Below are 20916 nucleotides of genomic sequence, written 5' to 3'. Positions count from 1 at the left end.
CGGCTCCTTCATCGCGCCGGCCGTGTTCACCGTGCCGCTGCAATTGCTGGCCTATCACGTCGCCGTGCTGCGCGGCACCGACGTGGATCAGCCGCGCAATCTGGCCAAGTCGGTGACGGTGGAATAACGCGCGGCGGGGCGCGTTTGCGATCGGGATGCAGTCCACGGACGACCGGAACGCGCGCCGTCCGGGCCATTCGCCGCTACCATGCCGTCTCTACCGGCGAGCGGATTTCTCAATATGGACAAGCTGATCGGCCTGCTGGCGGGTTTCGTCATCACCGTCATTTCCAGCTGGCGGTACGTTGGCATCGCCCTGCTGATGGGGATCGAGAGCGCCTGCATTCCGCTGCCGTCGGAGATCATCATGCCGTTCTCCGGCTATCTCGTGTCCACCGGCGCGTTGGTGCTCTGGGGCGTCGCGGTGGCCGGTGCGGTGGGCTGCGTGGTGGGGTCCTGGCTGGCCTATGCGCTGGGCGCCTGGGGCGGCCGTCCGCTGGTGGAGCGCTATGGCCGGTACGTGCTGATCTCGCATCACGACCTGGACCTGGCCGATCGCTGGTTCCAGCGCCACGGCGACATCACCATCTTCGTCGGACGCCTGTTGCCGGTGGTGCGCACGTTCATCGCGTTTCCCGCCGGCGTAGCGCGGATGCCGCTGTGGCGGTTCACCGCGTACACCTTTCTCGGCGCGCTGATCTGGTGCTGGGGACTGGCCTGGGTCGGACTCAAGCTGGGGCAGCACTGGGACACGCTGGGCGTGTATTTCCACCGCTTCGATGCGCTGATCGGCGCCATCATTCTGATGGGCGTGGTCCTTTACGTGTGGCGTCACCTGCGACATCTGGCGCGGCGTTAGGGATGGTCTGAATAAGTCCACTGCGGTCTGGAGAAGGGTGCCCCTTGTGGGAGCGACTTCAGTCGCGATCGCATAGCAGCGCGCTGCGCCGCCTGACTGTGCATCGAGCCGCTGCAACGCCGGGATGCTGCAGGCCGCTGCCGCGGCCATCGCGACTGAAGTCGCTCCCACAATCTCGGCGACGAGCATAAGCTTGTTCAGACGTTCCTTAGCGCTGTAGAAATCCGCTTATCTCTTTGCACGGATCTCTTTGCGCGGACCGTCCCGGCGGAGCGCCGGCTGAGATTCTTGTCGAATTCGAGCGGAAGTGAACCGCCATTGGCCAGCCTGGCTTCGACGAAGGCACCGTCAAGGGCGAACGTCGCCGACGCGCGGTTGTCGCCCGACAGCTGCACCTCTCGGCACAGGAATTCGCCGGATCTTCACGACCACTTCTCAGAAAAAAAGCAAACGCGATTGGTTGCAATCGCAATCCCACTCTGATCAAAGATACAGTGGCGTCGCCGCCGCTACCGGTGTGGGCCACGCAACGCCGAGTGAAGGGAAAATTTATCCGAGCCGAACGCCGCGGCAAAGGCGGTCGCCATGGACGGAGCGCAGGGGGCATGACGCATGCACGAAAATTCGGTGAATTTCGTCGCATCTTTCTGCAGTGCGGCGAGCCGAATTCCTCGGGCCAGCTGCCCATGGCATCCGGTCAGGCAGGAACCTGCACGTGCATTCCGGCACCTCGACACCGTACCTGCTCCGGAGCGCGCGGCATACGGAGGATGGTCTCTCACGCGACCGACACGGTCGCCTGGTTCTCCGGTTCATACAACCAATGCATGTATCCGCCGCGCCCTCCGGTGCGGCGGTGGCGCATACCGGCCCCGCGAACAGAACAGGCTGGATGCTGCGGTAAACCGATGGTGGGGAGCAAGGTCCCAGGACGGGAAGTTGCATACGCAAAGGACACGTATCCATCGAGATGGACAAGACATGGGAGTACCCAATGCCCCTGATTGAATCGCAGTACGTCCGCGCCCACTGGTTCGAGGGCTTTCTTCGCCACGCACCGCTCCTGCATGCGCCGCCCGCGCCTCGGCAGGCCTGACCGCTTTCCCACAGCTCGCCTGAGCGATTGATCCGGGACGCCGTCCCGTCATGACCTCTGCGCGTGGCCTTCGGCCGTGCGCGCATGCAAGCAGGGGCGCGGCAAAACAGAGGGCGCCGTTCGCGTCGAATGCCGACCCGGAACCCATAGCGGCTCCGCGCCTCGGGCACCTGCGCGCCCACGATTCGTGCCCTCCGGCTTCCGGCCTCTGTTCCCACCCCCGTCCCCCCGGCACACACGGAGAAGGTATGAACAAGATCTACAGCAAGGTTTGGAATTGCGCGTTGGCGCAAGTCGTCGTCGCCTCGGAGTTTGCCGCGCGTCATCGCGGCGGCGTGGTCGACCGACGCGGAGCACGTCATCGGTTATCTCCAAGCCGACTCAGCCTGGGCATTCTGACGGTGCTGATGGCACTGGGCGGGGCCGGATGGGTTGAACGGGCGGATGCGCAGACGGTGGATTGCACCGCGTCGCCTTACAACCTCTACAGCAGCGCGACGTCGTGCATGGGTTACGGCGCCAAGGCCAGCGGCCTGGGAGCCACTGCGCTTGGCGGATCCGCGCTCACCGATGTGCTTGGCGGCGTGGCTGTGGGATATGTCGCGCATTCAGCAGGCCAGAACAGTATCTCGATCGGTTTCGGGGCCTATACCAGTGCCATCAATTCCGTTTATCTGGGTGCACGTACCGCCAACGGTACCGGCGCGCTCGCGGGTGGCGCGATCGGTATAGGCACCGATGTCACGGCTTCCGGTGCCAACACCGTTGCCATGGGAACGCTTTCGACCAGCGCCAGCACCAATAGCGTTGCTATTGCCAACACCAGTTCGGTGGACGCGAACTCGGTCAACAGCATCGCCATCGGCTATCTGACCAACGTCGCCAACTCCAACAATGCCGTCGCCCTCGGCTCGGGCTCGAGTGTGAGCGGAGGAACCCATGCGACGGCGCTCGGCTGGCAGGCCTATGCGACTGCTCTCAACGCGATCTACCTGGGCGCGCGTACGGTTGGTGTAGGTGCATCCGGAGCTTCGGCTGTCGCGATCGGCACGGATGTGAGCGTTGCCGGCGCCGAAGGCATCGGCATTGGGTTGCAGGCGAATGCGAGCAACACGGATGCGATCGCCATCGGCACAACGTCCGCTGCTTCAGGCCCTCAGTCGACCGCCGTGGGCAGGCAGACTTCGGCCAGCGCGCAGTACGGCACGGCCTTGGGCAGTAATGCTGCCGCATCGGCAGTGGGGGCAACGGCGGTGGGCGCCAACGCCCAGGCGTCGGGTACGTCCAGCATCGCACTCGGCCAGAACAACGCGGCGACCGCCATCAATGCGGTGGCGCTGGGTGTCTCTGCTAAAGCCTACGGAAACAATGCGATCGCGCAGGGCAACAGCGCGACGGCAGGCGTCAGCGGGAATGCGGCGATCGCCGATGGCGTGGCAATCGGCAACACGGCGAACGCAATAGCTCAGGCCGCCACTGCGATCGGCAATGCCTCTCAGGCGTTGGCGGCTTCCACCGTGGCATTCGGCGACAGCAACACGGTTGCTGCAGCGGCGGGTACCGGCTCCATCGCCGGAGGCCACAACTCGCAAGTGAAGGGCGGCACCGGCGCCGTCGCACTGGGCGAGGCACAGACCGCCACCGGCAACGGTGCGGTGGCGATCGGCGATCCGAATATCGCCAACGGCAACGGCGCCGTGGCGATGGGCTCCAACAACGTCGCGGCGGGCGATGCCGCCGGCGCCACCGCGGCAGATGGCGCCGTAGCGATCGGCAATAGCAATCAGGCGATCGGCCAGGGCTCGGTTGCGCTGGGCGATACCAGCAAGGCACTGGCCGCTGGCGCGGTAGCCTTCGGCAATGCGGCCGTTGCCAACAACGCGAATGACGTCGCGCTGGGCTCAGGCTCCGCCACCGCCACGGCGGTGGGCACGCCGAGCTACGTCATCGCCGGCACCACGTACAACTTCGCCGGCACCACGCCGAACAGCACGGTGAGCGTGGGTGCGGGCGGCGCCGAGCGCACCATCACCAACGTGGCGGCGGGCCGCATCAGCGGCGGCAGCACGGACGCGATCAACGGCTCGCAGCTCTACGCGGTGACGCAGGCGGTGCAGTCGCTCGCGACCAATACGCCACTTCACTACTACAGCGTCAACGATGGCGGCACGACGGGAGGCAACTACCTCAACAACGGCGCGACCGGCGCCAATTCGATGGCGGCAGGCATCGCGGCTGCGGCGTCGGGCAGTCAGGCCGTAGCGCAGGGCTATCAGGCGAACGCGTCGGGCGGCGATGCCATTGCGCTCGGCACTGGCACCAATGCCTCGGCCGTCAGCAGCACCGCGATCGGGGTCAACGCCACGGCATCGGGGGTCAGCGGCTCCACGGCAGTGGGCGCCTTCGCCAACGCCGGCGCCACGAATAGTCTGGCGTTCGGCGAGTTCGCCAGTGCGTCCGGGGTGGGTGCCTCGGCGGTCGGCCCCGGTGCGAACGCGGCGGCGGCGGGTGCCACGGCGCTCGGCAATCTCTCGCAGGCGCTGGCGGCATCGACGGTTGCGCTAGGTGACGGCAATACCGTCGCCGCCGCGGCCGGGACCGGTTCCATCGCCGCCGGCCATAATTCGCAGGTGCTCGGCGGCACCGGCGCGGTGGCATTGGGTGAAAGTCAGACCGTCAACGGCAATGGCGCGGTGGCGATCGGCGATCCGAATTCGTCCACGGGTAACGGCGCCGTCACCGTGGGTGCGAACAACACCGCCAACGGCGACGGCGCGGTCGCCCTGGGCAATACCAACAATGCGCAAGGCGCGGGCTCGGTAGCGATCGGCAATACCAGCAGCGCGCTGGGCGCCGGCTCGCTGGCTTTCGGCAACACGGCCGTTGCCAACAACGCCAATGACGTCGCGCTGGGTTCGGGCTCCACCACCACCACGGCGGTGGGCACGCCGAGCTACGTCATCGCCGGCACCACGTACAACTTCGCCGGCACCACGCCGAACAGCACGGTGAGCGTGGGTGCGGGCGGCGCCGAACGGACCATCACCAACCTGGCGGCGGGTCGCATCAGTGGCGGCAGCACGGATGCGATCAATGGTTCGCAGTTGTTCGCCACCAACCAGGCCGTCGACAGCCTGAGCAGCACGGTCACCGCCAACGCGACGCACTATTACAGTGTCAACGACGGCGGCACGCAGGGCGGCAACTACACGAACAATGGCGCCGCCGGCCTCGACGCGCTGGCCGCCGGCGTGGGTTCCACCGCCACCGCCGACAACGCCACCGCACTGGGCCAGGGCACCGGCGTCTCGGTACTGGGCGGCGTGGCACTGGGTTCGGGGGCGCTGTCCGACCGCGCGATCGCGCCGAGCTCGGGTTCGATCATCGTGGGCACCAACGTGATCCCGTACAACACGACGGATCGCAACCTGCTGGGCGCCGTATCGGTAGGCAACGCCACCGACTTCCGCCAGATCACCAACGTGGCGGACGGCACGCTGAACCAGGACGCGGTCACCTTGCGCCAGCTCAAGGGCGCGATGAGTTCGTTCTCGGTCACGCCGATCAAGTACTTCCACACAAACTCCACCGCCACCGATTCGCTGGCGGCGGGTGCCGAAGCGGTAGCCATCGGTCCGCAAACCACGGTGAACGGCGACAACGGCATCGGCATGGGCAATGGCGCGATCGTGCAGCAGACCGCGCCGGGCGGCACGGCGATCGGCCAGAACGCCACGGTGAACCTGGCCGACGGCATCGCACTTGGCACCAACGCCACTTCCAACGGCATCCAGGCCATGGCGCTGGGCGCGGGCACGCAGGCGGCGTTTGCCGGCAGCGTGGCGCTGGGCGCGGGCTCGGCGACGGCGGCGGCGGTCGGTACTCCAAGCGCGACCATCAACGGCACCACGTACGCCTTCGCGGGTACGACGCCGGGTTCGACGGTGAGCGTGGGCGCAGTTGGCGCGGAGCGCACCATCACGAACGTGGCTGCCGGCCGCGTCGATCAGAACAGCACGGATGCGATCAACGGCAGCCAGCTGTTCGCCGCCAATCAGGCGATCGGCGCCGTGGGCAGCAGCGTCACCAATCTGGGCAACACGGTGACCAACTTGGGCACGACCATCGCCAACAGCTACGGCGGCGGCACCACCTACGATCCGGCTACCGGCACGCTCAACACCAGCCTCACCTATGGCGGCAATACGTACAGCTCGCTGCAGCAGATCTTCAACCAGATCGACACCGGCGGCATCAAGTACTTCCACGCCAATTCCACTCTCGCCGACTCGCTGGCGAACGGCGTCAACAGCGTGGCGATCGGTCCGGTGTCCACGGCTAATACAGCCAATGCGGTATCCATCGGCAATGGCGCCACTGCGGGCACCAATGCTGGCGACGTGGCGCTGGGCGCGGGCAGCGTCACCGGTGCGGTGGTTGCCACCAGCGGCGGCACCATCGCGGGTAACACCTACACCTACGCCGGCATCACGCCCAGCAGCACCGTGAGCATAGGCACGGCAGGGGCCGAGCGCACCGTCACCAACGTGGCGGCGGGCCAGGTGAATGGGAACAGCACCGACGCCATCAACGGCTCGCAGCTGTTCGCCACCAACCAGGCGCTGGATACGCTCAACAACACCGTGATTGCCAGCGCCACGCACTACTACAGCGTGAATGACGGCGGCACGCAGGGCGGCAACTACGCCAACAACGGAGCCACCGGTCTCGACGCGCTGGCGGCAGGCGTGGGAGCAGCGGCGACGGCGGACAGCAGTACGGCGCTGGGCCAGAACACCGGCGTGTCGGTGCTGGGTGGCGTGGCGCTGGGTTCGGGTGCCGTGTCCGACCGCGCGATCGCGCCGATCTCGGGCTCGATCCTGGTCGGTACCAATGTGATTCCGTACAACACGACGGATCGCAACCTGCTGGGCGCCGTATCGGTGGGCAACGCCACCGACTTCCGCCAGATCACCAACGTGGCGGACGGCACGCTGAACCAGGACGCGGTCACCTTGCGCCAGCTCAAGGGCGCGATGAGTTCGTTCTCGGTCACGCCGACGAAGTACTTCCACGCCAACTCCACGGCTTCCGATTCGCTGGCGGCGGGCGCGGAATCGGTGGCTATCGGTCCGCAGACCACGGTGAACGGCGACAACGGCATCGGCATGGGCAATGGCTCGATCGTGCAGCAGACCGCGCCGGGCGGCACCGCGATCGGCCAGAACGCGACAGTGAACCTGGCCGACGGCGTGGCGCTTGGCACCAACGCCACTTCCAACGGTATCCAGGCCATGGCACTGGGCACGGGTACGCAGGCGGCGTTTGCCGGCAGCGTGGCGCTGGGCGCGGGTTCGGTGACGGACGCGGCGGTCGGTACCGCCGGCACCACCCTCGGCGGCGTCACGTACAACTTCGCCGGAACGGCGCCGGGCTCGACGGTGAGCGTGGGCAGCGTGGGTGCGGAACGCACGCTTACCAACGTGGCGGCAGGCCGCATCAGCGCGACCAGTACGGATGCGATCAACGGTTCCCAGCTGTTCGCTACCGATCAGACGCTGTCGGCGCTCTATTCACAGCTCATCAACCTCAACAACATCGTCAACAACCTGCCGCAGGGCGGTACCAACACCACCAACACGTACCAGACCAGCACGGACAACACGTCGAACGCCTCGGCGACGGGCAGCAACTCGACCGCCGTCGGTGCCGGCTCCACCGCGTCGGGCAACGGCAGCACGGCGGTCGGTGCGGGTTCGACGGCCAGCGGCGACAACAGCGTGGCGATCGGCGCCGGTTCGGTGGCCTCGCAAGCCAATTCGGTGTCGGTGGGTTCGGCAGGCAACGAGCGTACCGTCACCAACGTGGCGGCCGGCGTGAACAGCACTGACGCAGCAAACGTAGGCCAGCTCAACCAGGCCATCCAAACCGCCAAGGACTGGTCCAAGAACTACGTCGACCAACGCTTCCAGAGCGTCGACCGCAACCTCGACCGTATAGGCAACCGCGCCGACGCGGGCGTCGCCGCGGCGATGGCCATGGCCAGCCTGCCGCAGGCCTACCAGCCGAACCAGAGCTCGGCGGGGGTGGCGCTGGGCAGCTTCCACGGCGAGGCCGGCATCGCCATCGGCGTGTCGACCATCACCGAGAGCGGCCATTACGTGTTCAAGCTCAACGCCACGAGCAACTCGCGCGGCGACACCGGCGCGGGCGTCGGCGCGGCCGTGGTGTGGTGAGGAGGAACTTCATGAACGCTATTCCAGGAGTCAACAACATGCGCGCATCGCTCAAAGGTATCGCTCTGGCTGCGCTCGCTCTGGCGCTCGCCGCCTGCGGCAACGTCAGCCACAACGTGGCGAAGGATGGCCGTTCGGCCGGCGAGATGGTGTGGCCGGCGCCGACGGACACCACACCCATGCACAAGGGAGGCACTTTCCCCAATCTCGCCAACCTGCGGCAGATGAGGGCCGGCCTCAACAAGCAGCAAGTGTCGGACCTGATCGGCTTTCCGCACTTCAGCGAAGGCATATGGGGCGTGCGGGAATGGAACTACGTGTTCAACTTCCGCAAGGCCGGCAGCGACGAGGTCGCGGTGTGTCAGTACAAGGTGCTGTTCGACGAGGACAAGCTCGCGCGCAGCTTCTACTGGAAGCCGGAAGCCTGCGCCGATCTGCTGAAGGCGCCGGCTCCCGCAGCAGCTGCCGAGCGGGCGCCGGCCAAGCCGCGCGTGTTGTCTGCCGATGCGCTGTTCGCATTCGACCGGGCCGAACTCTCGCCGGCCGGACACGCCGCGCTGGACGATCTGGCTGCGAAGTTGCGCGGGCAGGGCGGCAAGCTGCGCTCCGTGCGCATCGTCGGCTATACCGATCGTCTCGGCGGCGAGGCCTATAACCAGGCGCTATCGCAGCGCCGGGCCCAGACGGTGAAGGACTATCTGGTGGCGCGAGGCGTGCCGGGCGACCGCGTCACCGCCGAAGGCCTGGGCAAGGCCGCTCCGGTGAAGGACTGCCAGGAGGGCTCGCGCGCACAGCTGATCGCGTGCCTGGCGCCGAATCGAAGAGTGGAGATATGGATCGACGGCATGGAGTGAGGACGAGCCACTCTAGGGATGCTCTGATCAATTCTACGTAGGCGGCATGATGTCCAGAAGGCGCGCAGGGTGTGTTGCGCGGCGCAGGGAAGACTGGCCGTCTTGCCAAGCTGCGCGGCGCAGCCTGCGCGCCTTCTGGACATCACCCCATCACTTTAAATTCAATGCGTTGGGGCCGTGACTGTCTGTCCGCATGCCTTCGGTCCGCCGTCTCGACAGACGGCCAGTCTGCCCTCGCCGACGGCCCTGTGGCCTGCGAACAGACAGTCACGGTGACGCCTACGTAGAATTGATCAGAGCATCCCTAGGTGGCTCCATCGCCATCATCGCGCCGTTGTCGGTCAGCCCGGCAACGGCGCAGTCGTCGAGGCTTTCGATCCCCACTCGATTCTCACTCCTCTCCACTCACTCCTGCAACTCAGCCTGCTGCGACTCCTGGAAGGCCTTCGGGGTGCAGCCGAGTTCGCGGCGGAAGACGGTGTAGAGGTATTGCACCGAGGTGAAGCCGCAGCGCACGGCGATGTCGGCGAGGCTGCATTCGCCGTTGCGCAGCAGTTCCTGCGCGATCTCCAGCTTGTGCCGCAGGATTTCCTGGTGGACGCTGCGCTTGAGGCTGCGGCGGAAGTGTTCCTCCAGCAGCGAGCGCGACACGCCGACGTAGTTGGCTACCTGCTCGGTGCGGATGCCGAGGCAGCCGTACTGGCGGATGTAGTGCATGGCGCGCATCACGTACGGGCTGCGCCGGGTCTGGTGCAGGCTGGACGCGGCCACATGCAACCCTTCCGGCGGCACTACCACACGGGTGTCGCTGCAATCGGCGCCGTGCAGCATGCGATGCAGCAGGTGCGCGGCGGTGCGGCCCATTTCCTCGGTGCCCTGCTGCACCGAGGTCAGCGGGATGCGGCTCAGCGTGCGCGCCAGCGGATCGTTGTCGATGCCGACGATGGCGACTTCGTCGGGCACCGGGATGTCCGCCATCATGCACGCCTGCAGCAGCTGGCGCGCGCGCGCGTCGGTGGCGGCGAGGATGCCGACCGGTTTCGGCAGCGATTTCAGCCAGGCGATCAGCGCCTCGATCGCGTCGCTCCAGCCCGCCGCGCTGGTGGCATGGCCGTGGTAGATGAAACTCTTCAGGCCGTCGCGCGCGACCATGCCGTCGAACAGCCGTTCGCGCTCCTCCGCCCAGCGGTGCGCCGGCGCCACCGGCAGCGAGTAGAAGCCGAAGTTTTCCAGGCCTTGCTCGATCAGGTGGTCGTAGCCCAGCCGCACCAGCGCGGCGTTGTCGGTGGCGATGTAGGGCAGGCCGTCGGGGTAGCGCGACGCGTCGGTATAGGAGCCGCCCACGGCGACCACCGGCACGTTCACTTCGCGCAGCGCCGCGCACACTTGCGGGTCGTCGAAGTCGGCGATGATGCCGTCGCCGCACCAGTCGGCCAGGCCGGTCAGCCGGCAGCGGAAGTCCTCTTCCATGAACAGGTCCCAGCTGACCCGGGTGGAGGCCAGGTATGCGCCGACGCCGGCGATGATCTGCCGGTCGTAGACCTTGTTCGCGTTGAACAGCAGCGCGATGCGATGGACGCCATGTGGATTGCTCATTGCTTGCTCATCTCGGTCACCGTACGGCGGCCTGGCTGCACGGCGCCCGGCGCGCCCGCCCCAGAACCATCGGTTGTCGTCCGGGCCGGGCCCGGATCGACCTGAGGCTAGCACGGGCGCATGGGGGGTGCGGAGGCTTTGCGGCAAGCGCAAAAGAAGAAACGTCAGTCGTTCTGGGCAATTTCGTAATTGCGCCGTTTTCGTGCTGCCCGCAGCATGAACTGCGGTTTTGGCATGAACGGTCGCCGCGGGATGTCGGCGGCCGGCGGCGTGACAGAGGGTGAAGCATGCGCGTGAGGTTGCTGCAGGGGCACTGGGACGGCGAGGCAGGCTACCCCGCGTCCGCGCCGCCTCGGGGCGCGGCGATCGGCCTGGTCCGTTTCGACTGAAGCAGTAGCCGCGCGCTGCCGGCGCAAACGTCCAACCCTGTTCCGGGGTGCGGTGGCGGCGATGCCATCGTCCCCATCACCCGTTCACTGCAAGGAAACCCCATGTCGTATTTCGATTCCATCGCACCGGTGCGCTACCAAGGACCGGGCGCGGAACAGCCGCTGGCGTTCCGCCACTACGACGCCGGCCGGCGCGTGCTCGGCAAGACGATGGCCGAGCACCTGCGCTTCGCGGTGTGCTACTGGCACAGCTTCGTCTGGCCCGGCATCGACATGTTCGGCCAGCCCACTTTCGAGCGGCCGTGGCATGCCGCCGGCGAGCCGACGGCGAATGCGCTGGCCAAGGCCGATGCCGCCTTCGATTTCTTCGGCCGCCTCGGCGCGCCGTTCTACACCTTCCACGACACCGACGTGGCGCCGGAGGGCGGCAGCCTGCGCGAGTACGTGGACAACTTCGCGCGGATGACCGACGTGCTGGAGGCCAAACAGGCGCAGACCGGCGTAAAACTGCTGTGGGGCACCGCCAACCTGTTCTCGCACCCGCGCTACGCGGCCGGGGCGGCGACCAATCCGCAGCCGGAGGTGTTCGCCTATGCGGCCACCCAGGTCGCGCATGCGATGGCCGCCACGCAGCGGCTGGGCGGCGCCAACTACGTGCTGTGGGGCGGCCGCGAGGGCTACGACACCTTGCTCAACACCGACCTGAAACGCGAGCGCCGGCAGCTCGGGCGCTTCATGAACATGGCGGTCGAGCACAAGTACAAGCTCGGCTTCGGCGGCGACATCCTGATCGAGCCGAAGCCGCAGGAGCCGACCAAGCACCAGTACGACTACGACGTCGCCACGGTCGCCGGCTTCCTCAAGGATGTCGGGCTGGAAGGCGAGATCAAGACCAATATCGAGGCGAACCACGCCACCCTGGCCGGGCACTCGTTCCACCACGAGGTGGCCAACGCGATCGCGCTGGGCGTGTTCGGCAGCATCGACGCGAACCGCGGCGACCCGCAGAACGGCTGGGATACCGACCAGTTTCCGAACAGCGTGGAGGAGTGCACGCTGGTGCTGTACGAGATCCTCAAGGCCGGCGGCTTCGGCAACGGCGGCATGAACTTCGACACCAAAGTGCGGCGCCAGAGCAGCAGCCCGGCCGACCTGTTCCATGGCCACATCGGCGCGATGGACGTGCTGGCGCTGGCGCTGCTGCGCGCTGCCGACATGGTCGAACGCGACCTGCTGGGCGAATTCAGGGCGCGCCGCTACGCCGGCTGGGACGGCGAGCTGGGCCAGCGCATCCTGGCCGGATCCAGCAGCCTGGCCAGCGTCAGCGAAGAGGCGTTGGCGCAAGGCTTCAACCCGCGCCACGTCAGCGGCGAACAGGAGCGGTTGGAGAACCTGGTCAACCGCTTTATCCACGGTTGAGACGATGACCATGCATCACCGCTCCCGCGAGGCGTTTGACTGATGTTCGTCGGCATCGATCTCGGTACCTCCGCCGTCAAGGCGGTGCTGCTCGGTCGCGACGGCGCGCTGCGCGCCAGCGCCAGCGCGCCGCTGGCGATTTCGCGGCCGCAACCGCGCTGGTCGGAGCAGGATCCTGAACACTGGTGGCAGGCCACGTTGCAGGCGATGGACCAGCTGATGCTGATCGCCGTGCAGCAGGGGCTGGCTCCGGCCGCGATCGAGTCGATCGGGCTCAGCGGGCAGATGCACGGCGCCACCGTGCTGGACGCCGCCGGTCGCGTGCTGCGTCCGGCGATCCTGTGGAACGACGGCCGCAGCGAGGCCGAGTGTGCCGAGCTGGAGGCGGTGCCGGAGTTCCGCACGATCACCGGCAACCTGGCGATGCCCGGCTTCACCGCGCCGAAGCTGCTGTGGCTGCGCCGGCATGAGCCGGCGTTGTTCGCGCGCATCGACAAGGTGCTGCTGCCCAAGGATTACCTGCGCTACCGGCTGAGCGGCGACTTCGTCAGCGATCCCTCGGACGCGGCCGGCACGCTGTGGCTGGATGTGGGCCGGCGCGACTGGAGCCCGGCGATGCTGGCCGCCTGCGGTCTCGATGTGGCGCAGATGCCGCGCCTGGCGGAAGGCTCGCGGGTGACCGGCTACCTGCGCGGCGAGCTGGCGCGACGCTGGTCGATGGGCGAGGTGGCGATCGCCGCCGGTGGTGGCGACAATGCGGCCGGCGCGGTCGGCATGGGCGTGGTGCGGCCGGGTCAGGCGATGCTGTCGCTGGGCACCTCCGGCGTGTTCTTCGCGGTGTCCGACGGTTTCCACGCGCGGCCGCAGCAGGCCGTGCACAGCTTCTGCCACGCGCTGCCCGATACCTGGCACCTGATGTCGGTGATGCTCAACGCCGCCAGCTGCCTGGACGTCGCCGCGCGCTGGGGCGGCCATGACAGCGTCGGCCGCATGCTCGAGGCGGCAGAAGCCGCGCCCATGCATGCGCAGCGGCCGTGGTTCCTGCCCTATCTCAACGGCGAACGCACGCCGCACAACGATGTGCACGCCGCCGGGCTGTTCTATGGACTGACCCCGGGCACGCGGCGCGAAGACATGGTGCATGCGGTGCTGGAAGGCGTGGGCCTGGGCCTGCTCGACGGCATCGAGGCGGTGCGCACGGCCGGCGCGGACATCGGGCCCATCAGCGTCATCGGCGGCGGCACGCGCAGCAGCTACTGGTTGCAGATGCTGGCCGACATTCTCGGCCGACCGCTGCAGCTGCACGGCGGCGGCGACGTCGGTCCCGCGCTGGGCGCGGCTCGTCTGGCGCGCATGGCGGTGGACGGTGACGAGGATCCCGCCGTCGCCTGCCCGCTACCGCCGCTGCTGCAGGTGCTGGAACCGCACATGGACCGCCACCAGGAATACCTCGCGCGGCGCCAACCGGTGTTTCGCGAACTCTACGCGCGGCTCAGCGGGTTGCGTCGCGACGATTCCGCTGCCGAAGGCAGCGGACGCGCGCCGTGAGGTCAGGCCGGAGCCGGCGCGCTGCTACAGTCGATCCTTTGTCGGTCACGCAGAAACATTATCCGGGGAAACAGGCATGAACGTTGCCGTCGCAACACAAGAAAGCAGCGAAAATACCGGCTTCATCGTGCTGATCAGTCTGGTCGCCACCATCGGCGGCTTCCTGTTCGGTTTCGATAGCGGCGTCATCAACGGCACCGTCGAGGGACTGCAGAAGGCGTTCCACGCGGACTCCTTCGGTACCGGCTTCAATGTCGCCTCGATGCTGCTGGGCTGCGCCGCCGGTGCGTTCTTCGCCGGACGCATGGCCGACCTGTACGGCCGCCGCAGCGTGCTGATCGGCGCGGCGCTGTGCTTCATCCTCTCCGGCTGGGGATCGGGCATTGCCGGCACGTCCACCGCCTTCGTGATCTACCGGATCATCGGCGGGCTGGCGGTGGGTGCGGCCAGCGTGATGTCGCCGGCCTACATCAGCGAGGTATCGCCGGCGCGCTATCGCGGCCGGCTGGCCACGGTGCAGCAGATCGCGATCATCTCCGGCTTGTTTGCTGCCTTCCTCAGCAACTATGCGCTGGCCGGCATCGCCGGGTCTTCGGTCAAACCTTTGTGGTGGGGCTTCGAGGCCTGGCGCTGGATGTTCTGGATCGAGATGACTCCGGCCGTGCTGTTCCTGTTGGCGCTGGTGGGCATTCCGGAGAGTCCGCGCTATCTGGTGGCCAAGGGTCGCAAGGAGCAGGCGCTGCAGGTATTGACACGCCTCTACGGCGATCTCACGGCGCGGCTCACGTTGACTGACATCCAGGGTTCGCTGGCAGCGGATCACCGTCCTCGGCTGCGCGACCTGTTCGACCAGACCCGCCGCCGGATCCGGCCCATCGTCTGGGTCGGCATCGGCCTGGCCACGTTCCAGCAACTGGTCGGCATCAACGTGGTGTTCTACTACGGCGCCGTGCTGTGGCAGGCGGTGGGTTTCTCCGAGAGCGACGCCCTGCTGATCAACGTGCTGTCCGGTGCGCTGAGCATCGGCGCCTGCCTGGTGGCGTTGATGCTGATCGATCGGATCGGACGCAAGCCGCTGCTGTGGATCGGCTCGGCCGGCATGACCGTGACGCTGGCGGTGGTCGCCGGTGCGTTCGCCAGTGCCGGCACGGGCGCCGGTGGGCAACTGGCCTTGTCCGGGCCCATGGGCGTGCTGGCGCTGGTGGCGGCGAACGCCTACGTGGTGTTCTTCAACGTCTCCTGGGGTCCGGTGATGTGGGTGATGCTGGGCGAGATGTTCCCCAACCAGATCCGCGGCTCGGCACTGGCGGCCGCCGGCGCGGCGCAATGGACGGCGAACTTCGTCATCACCATCACCTTCCCGATCCTGCTCGCCGGCATCGGCCTGGCCAGCGCCTACGGCATCTACGCCGTCGCCGCGCTGCTGTCGGTGGTTTTCGTGATCAAGTATGTCGACGAGACCAACGGCAAGGAACTCGAACAGATGCAGGGATGATTAGCATGGTGGACGCGTCCCGCCGAGATGTTTTCAAGATGCTGCTGGCCGGTGCGGCGGCCGCGCCGTTTTCGCTCAGGGCAGCCGCCGCCGTCGCGTGTGGCCCCGGCCACGGGACGGCGGCCCGCCGGCGGACCGGCATCGAGGGTCAGCGTCGCGCCGATCTGGGCAATGGGACCTATCTGAATCCCATCGTGGCCGGCGATCACCCGGATCCGACCATCCTCAAGGATGGCGACGACTACTACATGACATTCACGCCCTTCCAGGCGTGTCCCGGCCTGGTCATCTGGCATTCCACGGATCTGCTCAACTGGACGCCGTTGACGGCGGCGCTGAACAAGCCGCTAGGCAACGTCTTTGCGGTGGACCTGTGCAAATGCCAGGGCAAATACTTCATCTATATCCCTGCCGCCGCCGACGGCGGGGACTGGTCGATCCACGTGATCTGGGCCGATCACATCGAAGGCCCCTGGAGCGACCCGATCGACCTGAAGATCGCCGGATGCATCGATCCGGGGCATGTGGTGGGCGAGGACGGGAAGCGCTACCTGTTCGTCAACGGCATCCGCATGATCCGGCTCACCGATGACGGACTGGCCACGGATGGCACACTCGAACATGCATACACCCCCTGGCGATATCCGCAGGACTGGGCGGTGGAGGATTTCGCGCCCGAAGGCCCGAAGCTGATTCGCCACGGAGGCTGGTTTTATTTGGTCAGTGCCGTCGGCGGTACCGCCGGTCCACCCACCAGCCACATGGTGATCGCGGCGCGATCGCGATCGGTGCATGGCCCGTGGGAGAACTGTCCGCATAACCCACTGGTGCGTACGCAGTCGGTGGACGAGCCATGGTGGTCGCGCGGCCACGCCAGCCTGGTCGAAGGGCCGGCGGGTGACTGGTGGATGGTGTATCACGGCTACGAAAACGGCTTCCGCACACTGGGTCGGCAAACCCTGCTGGAGCCGATGGAGTGGACCGCCGACGGCTGGTTCCGGGCCACCGGCGGCGACCTTTCGCGGCCCTTGCCGAAACCGCGCGGTGGCGCCAGCAGTCCGTCGGGGCTGGCACTCTCGGATGACTTTTCACACAACAAGTTCGGTGTGCAGTGGAGCCTTCACGACCCCGGCTCGAATGGGATGCGACGGGTGCGCCATGACGCGGGCGCACTGCATCTGGCGGCCAGCGGAACCTCGCCCGCGGACAGCACGCCACTGTGCTGCATACCCGGCGATCGCTCCTATGTCGCGGAAGCCGCCCTCGACCTGGTCGGCAATGCCGAAGGCGGCCTGCTGTTGTTCTACAGCCCGAAGGCCTTCGTCGGCATCGGGTTCTCGCCGCGCGAACTGAAGACGTTCGAATACGCCGGCGAGCTGCCCTGGATGCGCGCGCCGATGCCGACCTCCCGCGTACGCATACGGTTGACCAATGACCGCAACGTCATCACCTTCCATCACTCCCACGACGACGGCAAGAGCTGGGTCCAGCACGGCCTGCGCATGGAAGTCTCCGGCCTGCACCACAATGTCTTCGGAGGTTTCCTCGGCTTGAGGATCGGCATCTACAGCGCGAACGAAGGCAGCCTTGTGGTCCGCGACTTCACGTACCGCGCGATCGAACTGAGCTGAACGAATGGCCGGGTCCGCCGATGATCGACGTCGATGCCTGCCGGCCGATCGTCGTGAGGGGCTGAACCTGTTGCTGGCGATCCGGATCGGCAACAGCTGCCCTGCATCGCGTCGCGGCTGTTTTGCTGGCATGCAGCACGATACGGTTGCAGAGCGCGGCATCCGCCGCCGATCAACCGCGGTCGCGCTGCGCGCTGCGCAGCTGATCAAGACGGCGAGTCGCGCGACCACGGATTCCCCAGCGTCGGCGCGTGGTTTCGACCCCATCGACGCGCGTGTCCGCTTGCCTGCACACGCCCGTGGCGGGATCGCGTCGACTCCTTGCAAATGACGACCGCAGAGGCGGAACAGCCGGAATCGCCGCTGTTTTGCGGCGAACGCAAAAGAAGAAACGTGAGTCGCGCTGGACAATTTCGTAATTGCGCCCCTGCACCCGCCACCGCAGCATGCAACGCGTAACGCATCGCCGAGACCGTATGGCGTGTTTCCGAGAGAAACGGGGTGGTGCGTCCGCAAGAGTCATCCGGGGAACGCCGTTGCAGCTGGAGCCATCGTCGATGCGCCAGCCCGCAATGAAGGTCCCGCGATCAGCGAACAATCATTGGGAGGGGCAACAGGTGAACGATCGGTCCAGCAACAAGGTTCGGCAACAGACATCCGTGCAGCTGCGGCGCACGGGTCTTTCGATGGCCATCGCGATCAGCGTGGCGATGCTCTACATGCCGGCACAGGCATGGGCACAGCAGACCACGCCCGCCGCCACCGGCAGCCAAGGCGCGGAGCAGGCTGTCGCGTCGAAGGCGGCCGCCAGGAAGGCCAAGGCGGACCAGAAGAAGGCAGCGACCCAACTCGGCGCGGTCGTGGTGACCGGCATCCGCGCATCAGTCGAGAAGGCGCAGGACATCAAACGCGACGCCGACACCTTCGTCGATTCGGTATCCGCCACGGACATCGGCGCCCTGCCGGATCGCAGCGTCACTGAAACCCTGGCGCGCATTCCCGGCGTCACCATCGACCATTTCCTCTCCCAAGGCGATCCGGAACACTTCTCGGCCGAAGGCAACGGCGTGCAGGTGCGCGGCCTCACGCAGGTGCGTTCCGAATTGAATGGCCGCGACATCTTCTCCGCCAACGGCGGGCACGCCCTCAGCTTCCAGGACGTGCCGTCGGAACTGATGTCCGGCGTCGACGTCTACAAGAACCAGACGGCCGAGATGATCGAGGGCGGCCTGGGCGGCACGGTGAACCTGCGCACCTTCATGCCGTTCGACTTCCAAGGCCAGAAGATCGCCGCGTCCGTCAGCGAGAACTACGGCGACTTCGTCAAGAAGTACAAGCCGTCCGCTTCGGTGCTCTACAGCAATCGCTGGCACACCAGCCTAGGCGACATGGGCTTCCTCGTCGACGTCGCCGATTCGCGCCTGGCAACGCGTACCGATGGGCTGTTCGTGCGGCCGTTCTTCAAGAACGCAAGTGGCACGTGGGTGCCGCGCGGCGCCGATTGGCGCACCTTGCTCTACGATCGCAAGCGCGATGGCGCCTATCTGGCCTTCCAGTGGCGCCCCAGCAACAATCTTGACCTTTACGCCACCGCATTCCAGAGCAAATACCACGAAGTCTGGAACGAGGATGCGATCTTCGTGAGCAACGACCCGACGAAGGTGATGGTGGACGCCAGCCAGCCGAGCCAGGTCAATGGCGGCGTGTTCCAGTCCGGTCGCCTCACCCAGGACGGCGGCATGCCGATGGGCACCGACATCCGCGCATCCAACAGCCACTCCAAGACCACGGACTTTTCCACCGGGATGAAGTGGCGGCTGGGCACCAGCACCGAACTCGCGAGCTCCTTGCAGTTCGTCAAGGCCACCACCAACAGCCTGGATTCCACGGTGGCCCTGGGCACCAACGTGCCCTACATCGACGTCGCCCTGAACGGCAGCAACCCGCCGCACATCGGCGTCGATTCCGCCTTCACCGGGAACCCCGCCAATTACTACTGGGGGTTCACCATGGACCACCAGAATCAGAACTATGCGAAGGAATTGGCTTGGCGCGCCGACATTGACCACACCTTCGTCGATGGGTTCGTGCAAGGGGTGAGGGGGGGCGTGCGCCTGACCAACCGTAGTGCCGACAACATCGATACGGGCTACAACTGGAAGCCCGTGTTCCAGACCTGGATGCAAGGCTGGGCGCTGCCCAGCGGCGCATTGCCTGGCCTCAACTTGAACGGCACCGTAAATACCAGCCTGGTGCACCTGGACACGTTCAAGAACTTCTACAAGGGCGACGCTGGCATCCCGGGCGCATTCTATGCACCGGTGCCGTCGACCGCGCTGGGTTACCCGGGGAGCTATGCGGACATCCACAATGCTGCCATCCCGTATTACATCGGTGGCGGCTACAACGTCCCGTACCAGCCCACGCTGCTCGATGCCGCGCACACCAATCTTCAGCACGAAAAAACCTACGCGGCGTATGCCATGCTCGACTTCGGGGTTGACGATATCGGCCTGAGCGGCAACATCGGCGTGCGTGCGGTGAAGACCAGGAATGCCAGCCAGGGCTTCCTGGTGTATCCCAACCAGGCGTTTGCGCCTTATCTCGGCACGGGCCAGTCCGCTCCCATCAGCGCCCGCAACGAGTACACCGACGTCCTGCCCAGCTTGAACGTGAAGTGGGAACTCGCGCCGAACTGGATCACGCGTTTTGCCTTCTCCAAGGCGGTTGCGCGGCCGGACTTCAGCCAGATGCAGGCCTATCAGATTCTCAGTGCCGCCGTGCTGTCGGGCTATACGCCGCCGCCCGGCACTACCACCCTGCCGCTCGACAAGCTGACGCTAACTAGCAGTTCCAACAGCAATCCGTACCTGACGCCGATGAAGGCCAACCAGTTCGATCTGTCGCTGGAGTGGTACTTCGACCAGGACCGCGGCGGCATGGCCTGGATCAACCTGTTCCACAAGGGGATCAGCGACTATTTCCGCAACGAGTCGCACTTTGTGACGTATCCAGGTGTCGACGGCAACAGCTACCAGTACCTGGTCACCCGTCCGGTGAACGTCGGCAAGGCGACCATCGATGGCGCGGAAATCGGCTGGAACCAGTTCTTCGATTTCCTGCCGGTCAAAGGCTTCGGCATGTCGGCGAACTACACCTACATCCGAAGCAGGACCCATGTGCCGAACGACACGACGGCGGTGCCGGTGGATACGGATGGCTCCGGATACGGCAGCCTGCCGGCGGATGGCCTGTCGAGGGATTCCCTCAATGTCGCCGGCTTCTACGAGCACGGTCCGTGGCAAATCCGGCTGGCCTACAACTGGCGCAGCCAGTATCTGCTGTCGATCGGTCCGAATGGCTACAACGGTACCGACAACAGCATTCCGTGGAAGCTGCCGGTATTCGCCGATGCCTACGGGCAGCTGGACGGTTCGATCTTCTACGCGTTCAACGAGCACGTGAAGCTCGGCCTGGAGATGAACAACCTCAACAACGCCGAACAGCGCACGATCATGGATCAGAATGCATCCGGCAAGCACGTCACTTCCTGGTACGTGAACGATGCCCGCTATGCGCTGACGCTGCGCGCGACGTTCTGATCGTGCAGTGCCTGAGCCGTCGCATGTTCCGGCGGCTCATCCTCGGGACGCCATGCAGGCTCGGTACCGGCATCGCCTGGGCATCGACCGCAGCTGCGGCCGTCCACCACTACACCCTTGCACATCGGTGGCGCCGGCTTTGTAGGAGCGCACCCTGTGCGCGAACCCCGTCGCGGCATCGCACCGGGCTT

10 protein-coding genes are annotated in these 20916 nt (G+C 66.3%); 9 read left to right on the top strand and 1 reads right to left on the bottom strand.

Going from position 1 to position 20916, the window contains the following annotated elements; translation table 11 throughout:
- Window positions 1–241 precede the first annotated feature (241 nt).
- From ACFPPB_RS18500 to ACFPPB_RS18490, 3 genes are all read left to right on the top strand, one after another.
- Window positions 242–859, top strand: a complete 618-nt coding sequence (locus ACFPPB_RS18500; RefSeq protein WP_377329822.1) for a DedA family protein — start codon at window positions 242–244, stop codon at window positions 857–859.
- A gap of 1344 nt (window positions 860–2203) precedes the next feature.
- Window positions 2204–8191 (top strand): ESPR-type extended signal peptide-containing protein, encoded by a 5988-nt coding sequence (locus ACFPPB_RS18495; RefSeq protein ID WP_377329820.1) that lies wholly within the window; start codon window positions 2204–2206, stop codon window positions 8189–8191.
- A gap of 11 nt (window positions 8192–8202) precedes the next feature.
- Window positions 8203–9045 (top strand): OmpA family protein, encoded by an 843-nt coding sequence (locus tag ACFPPB_RS18490; protein WP_377329818.1) that lies wholly within the window; start codon window positions 8203–8205, stop codon window positions 9043–9045.
- A 405-nt stretch (window positions 9046–9450) separates the two neighbouring features.
- On the opposite strand, the gene ACFPPB_RS18485 is transcribed toward ACFPPB_RS18490, so the two are convergent.
- Window positions 9451–10641 (bottom strand): XylR family transcriptional regulator, encoded by a 1191-nt coding sequence (locus tag ACFPPB_RS18485; RefSeq protein ID WP_377329816.1) that lies wholly within the window; start codon window positions 10639–10641, stop codon window positions 9451–9453.
- Window positions 10642–11105: 464 nt separating this feature from the next.
- On the opposite strand from ACFPPB_RS18485, the gene xylA reads away from it, so the two are divergent.
- The 6 genes from xylA to ACFPPB_RS18455 all read left to right on the top strand — a co-directional run bounded on the left by xylA (window position 11106) and on the right by ACFPPB_RS18455 (window position 20725).
- Entirely contained in the window at window positions 11106–12449 is a 1344-nt protein-coding gene (xylA, locus tag ACFPPB_RS18480; RefSeq protein ID WP_377329826.1) for a xylose isomerase, read from the top strand.
- Window positions 12450–12491: 42 nt separating this feature from the next.
- Window positions 12492–13997, top strand: a complete 1506-nt coding sequence (xylB, locus tag ACFPPB_RS18475) for a xylulokinase (RefSeq protein WP_377329814.1) — start codon at window positions 12492–12494, stop codon at window positions 13995–13997.
- A gap of 76 nt (window positions 13998–14073) precedes the next feature.
- Window positions 14074–15492, top strand: a complete 1419-nt coding sequence (locus tag ACFPPB_RS18470; protein ID WP_377329812.1) for a sugar porter family MFS transporter — start codon at window positions 14074–14076, stop codon at window positions 15490–15492.
- Between the two features lie 5 nt (window positions 15493–15497).
- Window positions 15498–17123, top strand: a complete 1626-nt coding sequence (locus ACFPPB_RS18465) for a family 43 glycosylhydrolase (RefSeq protein WP_377329810.1) — start codon at window positions 15498–15500, stop codon at window positions 17121–17123.
- 4 nt (window positions 17124–17127) lie between these two features.
- Complete coding sequence (locus ACFPPB_RS18460; protein ID WP_377329809.1) at window positions 17128–17454, top strand: hypothetical protein; 327 nt, start codon at window positions 17128–17130, stop codon at window positions 17452–17454.
- A gap of 286 nt (window positions 17455–17740) precedes the next feature.
- Entirely contained in the window at window positions 17741–20725 is a 2985-nt protein-coding gene (locus ACFPPB_RS18455; protein ID WP_417715091.1) for a TonB-dependent receptor, read from the top strand.
- The last annotated feature ends 191 nt before the right edge of the window (window positions 20726–20916 follow it).

Origin of the sequence: Rhodanobacter terrae (assembly GCF_042657005.1) — a bacterium.
In the GTDB taxonomy this organism is placed as follows: Bacteria; Pseudomonadota; Gammaproteobacteria; order Xanthomonadales; family Rhodanobacteraceae; genus Rhodanobacter; species Rhodanobacter terrae.
Note: the sequence above shows the minus strand (reverse complement) of the source record. Positions and strands in the feature narration are given on the sequence as shown.

Bases quoted from the DNA above. Each gene is read 5' to 3' on its own strand.
- ACFPPB_RS18500 (WP_377329822.1), top strand. From the start codon at position 242: ATGGACAAGCTGATCGGCCTGCTGGCGGGTTTCGTCATCACCGTCATT.
- ACFPPB_RS18495 (WP_377329820.1), top strand. From the start codon at position 2,204: ATGAACAAGATCTACAGCAAGGTTTGGAATTGCGCGTTGGCGCAAGTC.
- ACFPPB_RS18490 (WP_377329818.1), top strand. From the start codon at position 8,203: ATGAACGCTATTCCAGGAGTCAACAACATGCGCGCATCGCTCAAAGGT.
- ACFPPB_RS18485 (WP_377329816.1), bottom strand. From the start codon at position 10,641: ATGAGCAATCCACATGGCGTCCATCGCATCGCGCTGCTGTTCAACGCG.
- xylB (WP_377329814.1), top strand. From the start codon at position 12,492: ATGTTCGTCGGCATCGATCTCGGTACCTCCGCCGTCAAGGCGGTGCTG.
- ACFPPB_RS18470 (WP_377329812.1), top strand. From the start codon at position 14,074: ATGAACGTTGCCGTCGCAACACAAGAAAGCAGCGAAAATACCGGCTTC.
- ACFPPB_RS18465 (WP_377329810.1), top strand. From the start codon at position 15,498: ATGGTGGACGCGTCCCGCCGAGATGTTTTCAAGATGCTGCTGGCCGGT.
- ACFPPB_RS18460 (WP_377329809.1), top strand. From the start codon at position 17,128: ATGGCCGGGTCCGCCGATGATCGACGTCGATGCCTGCCGGCCGATCGT.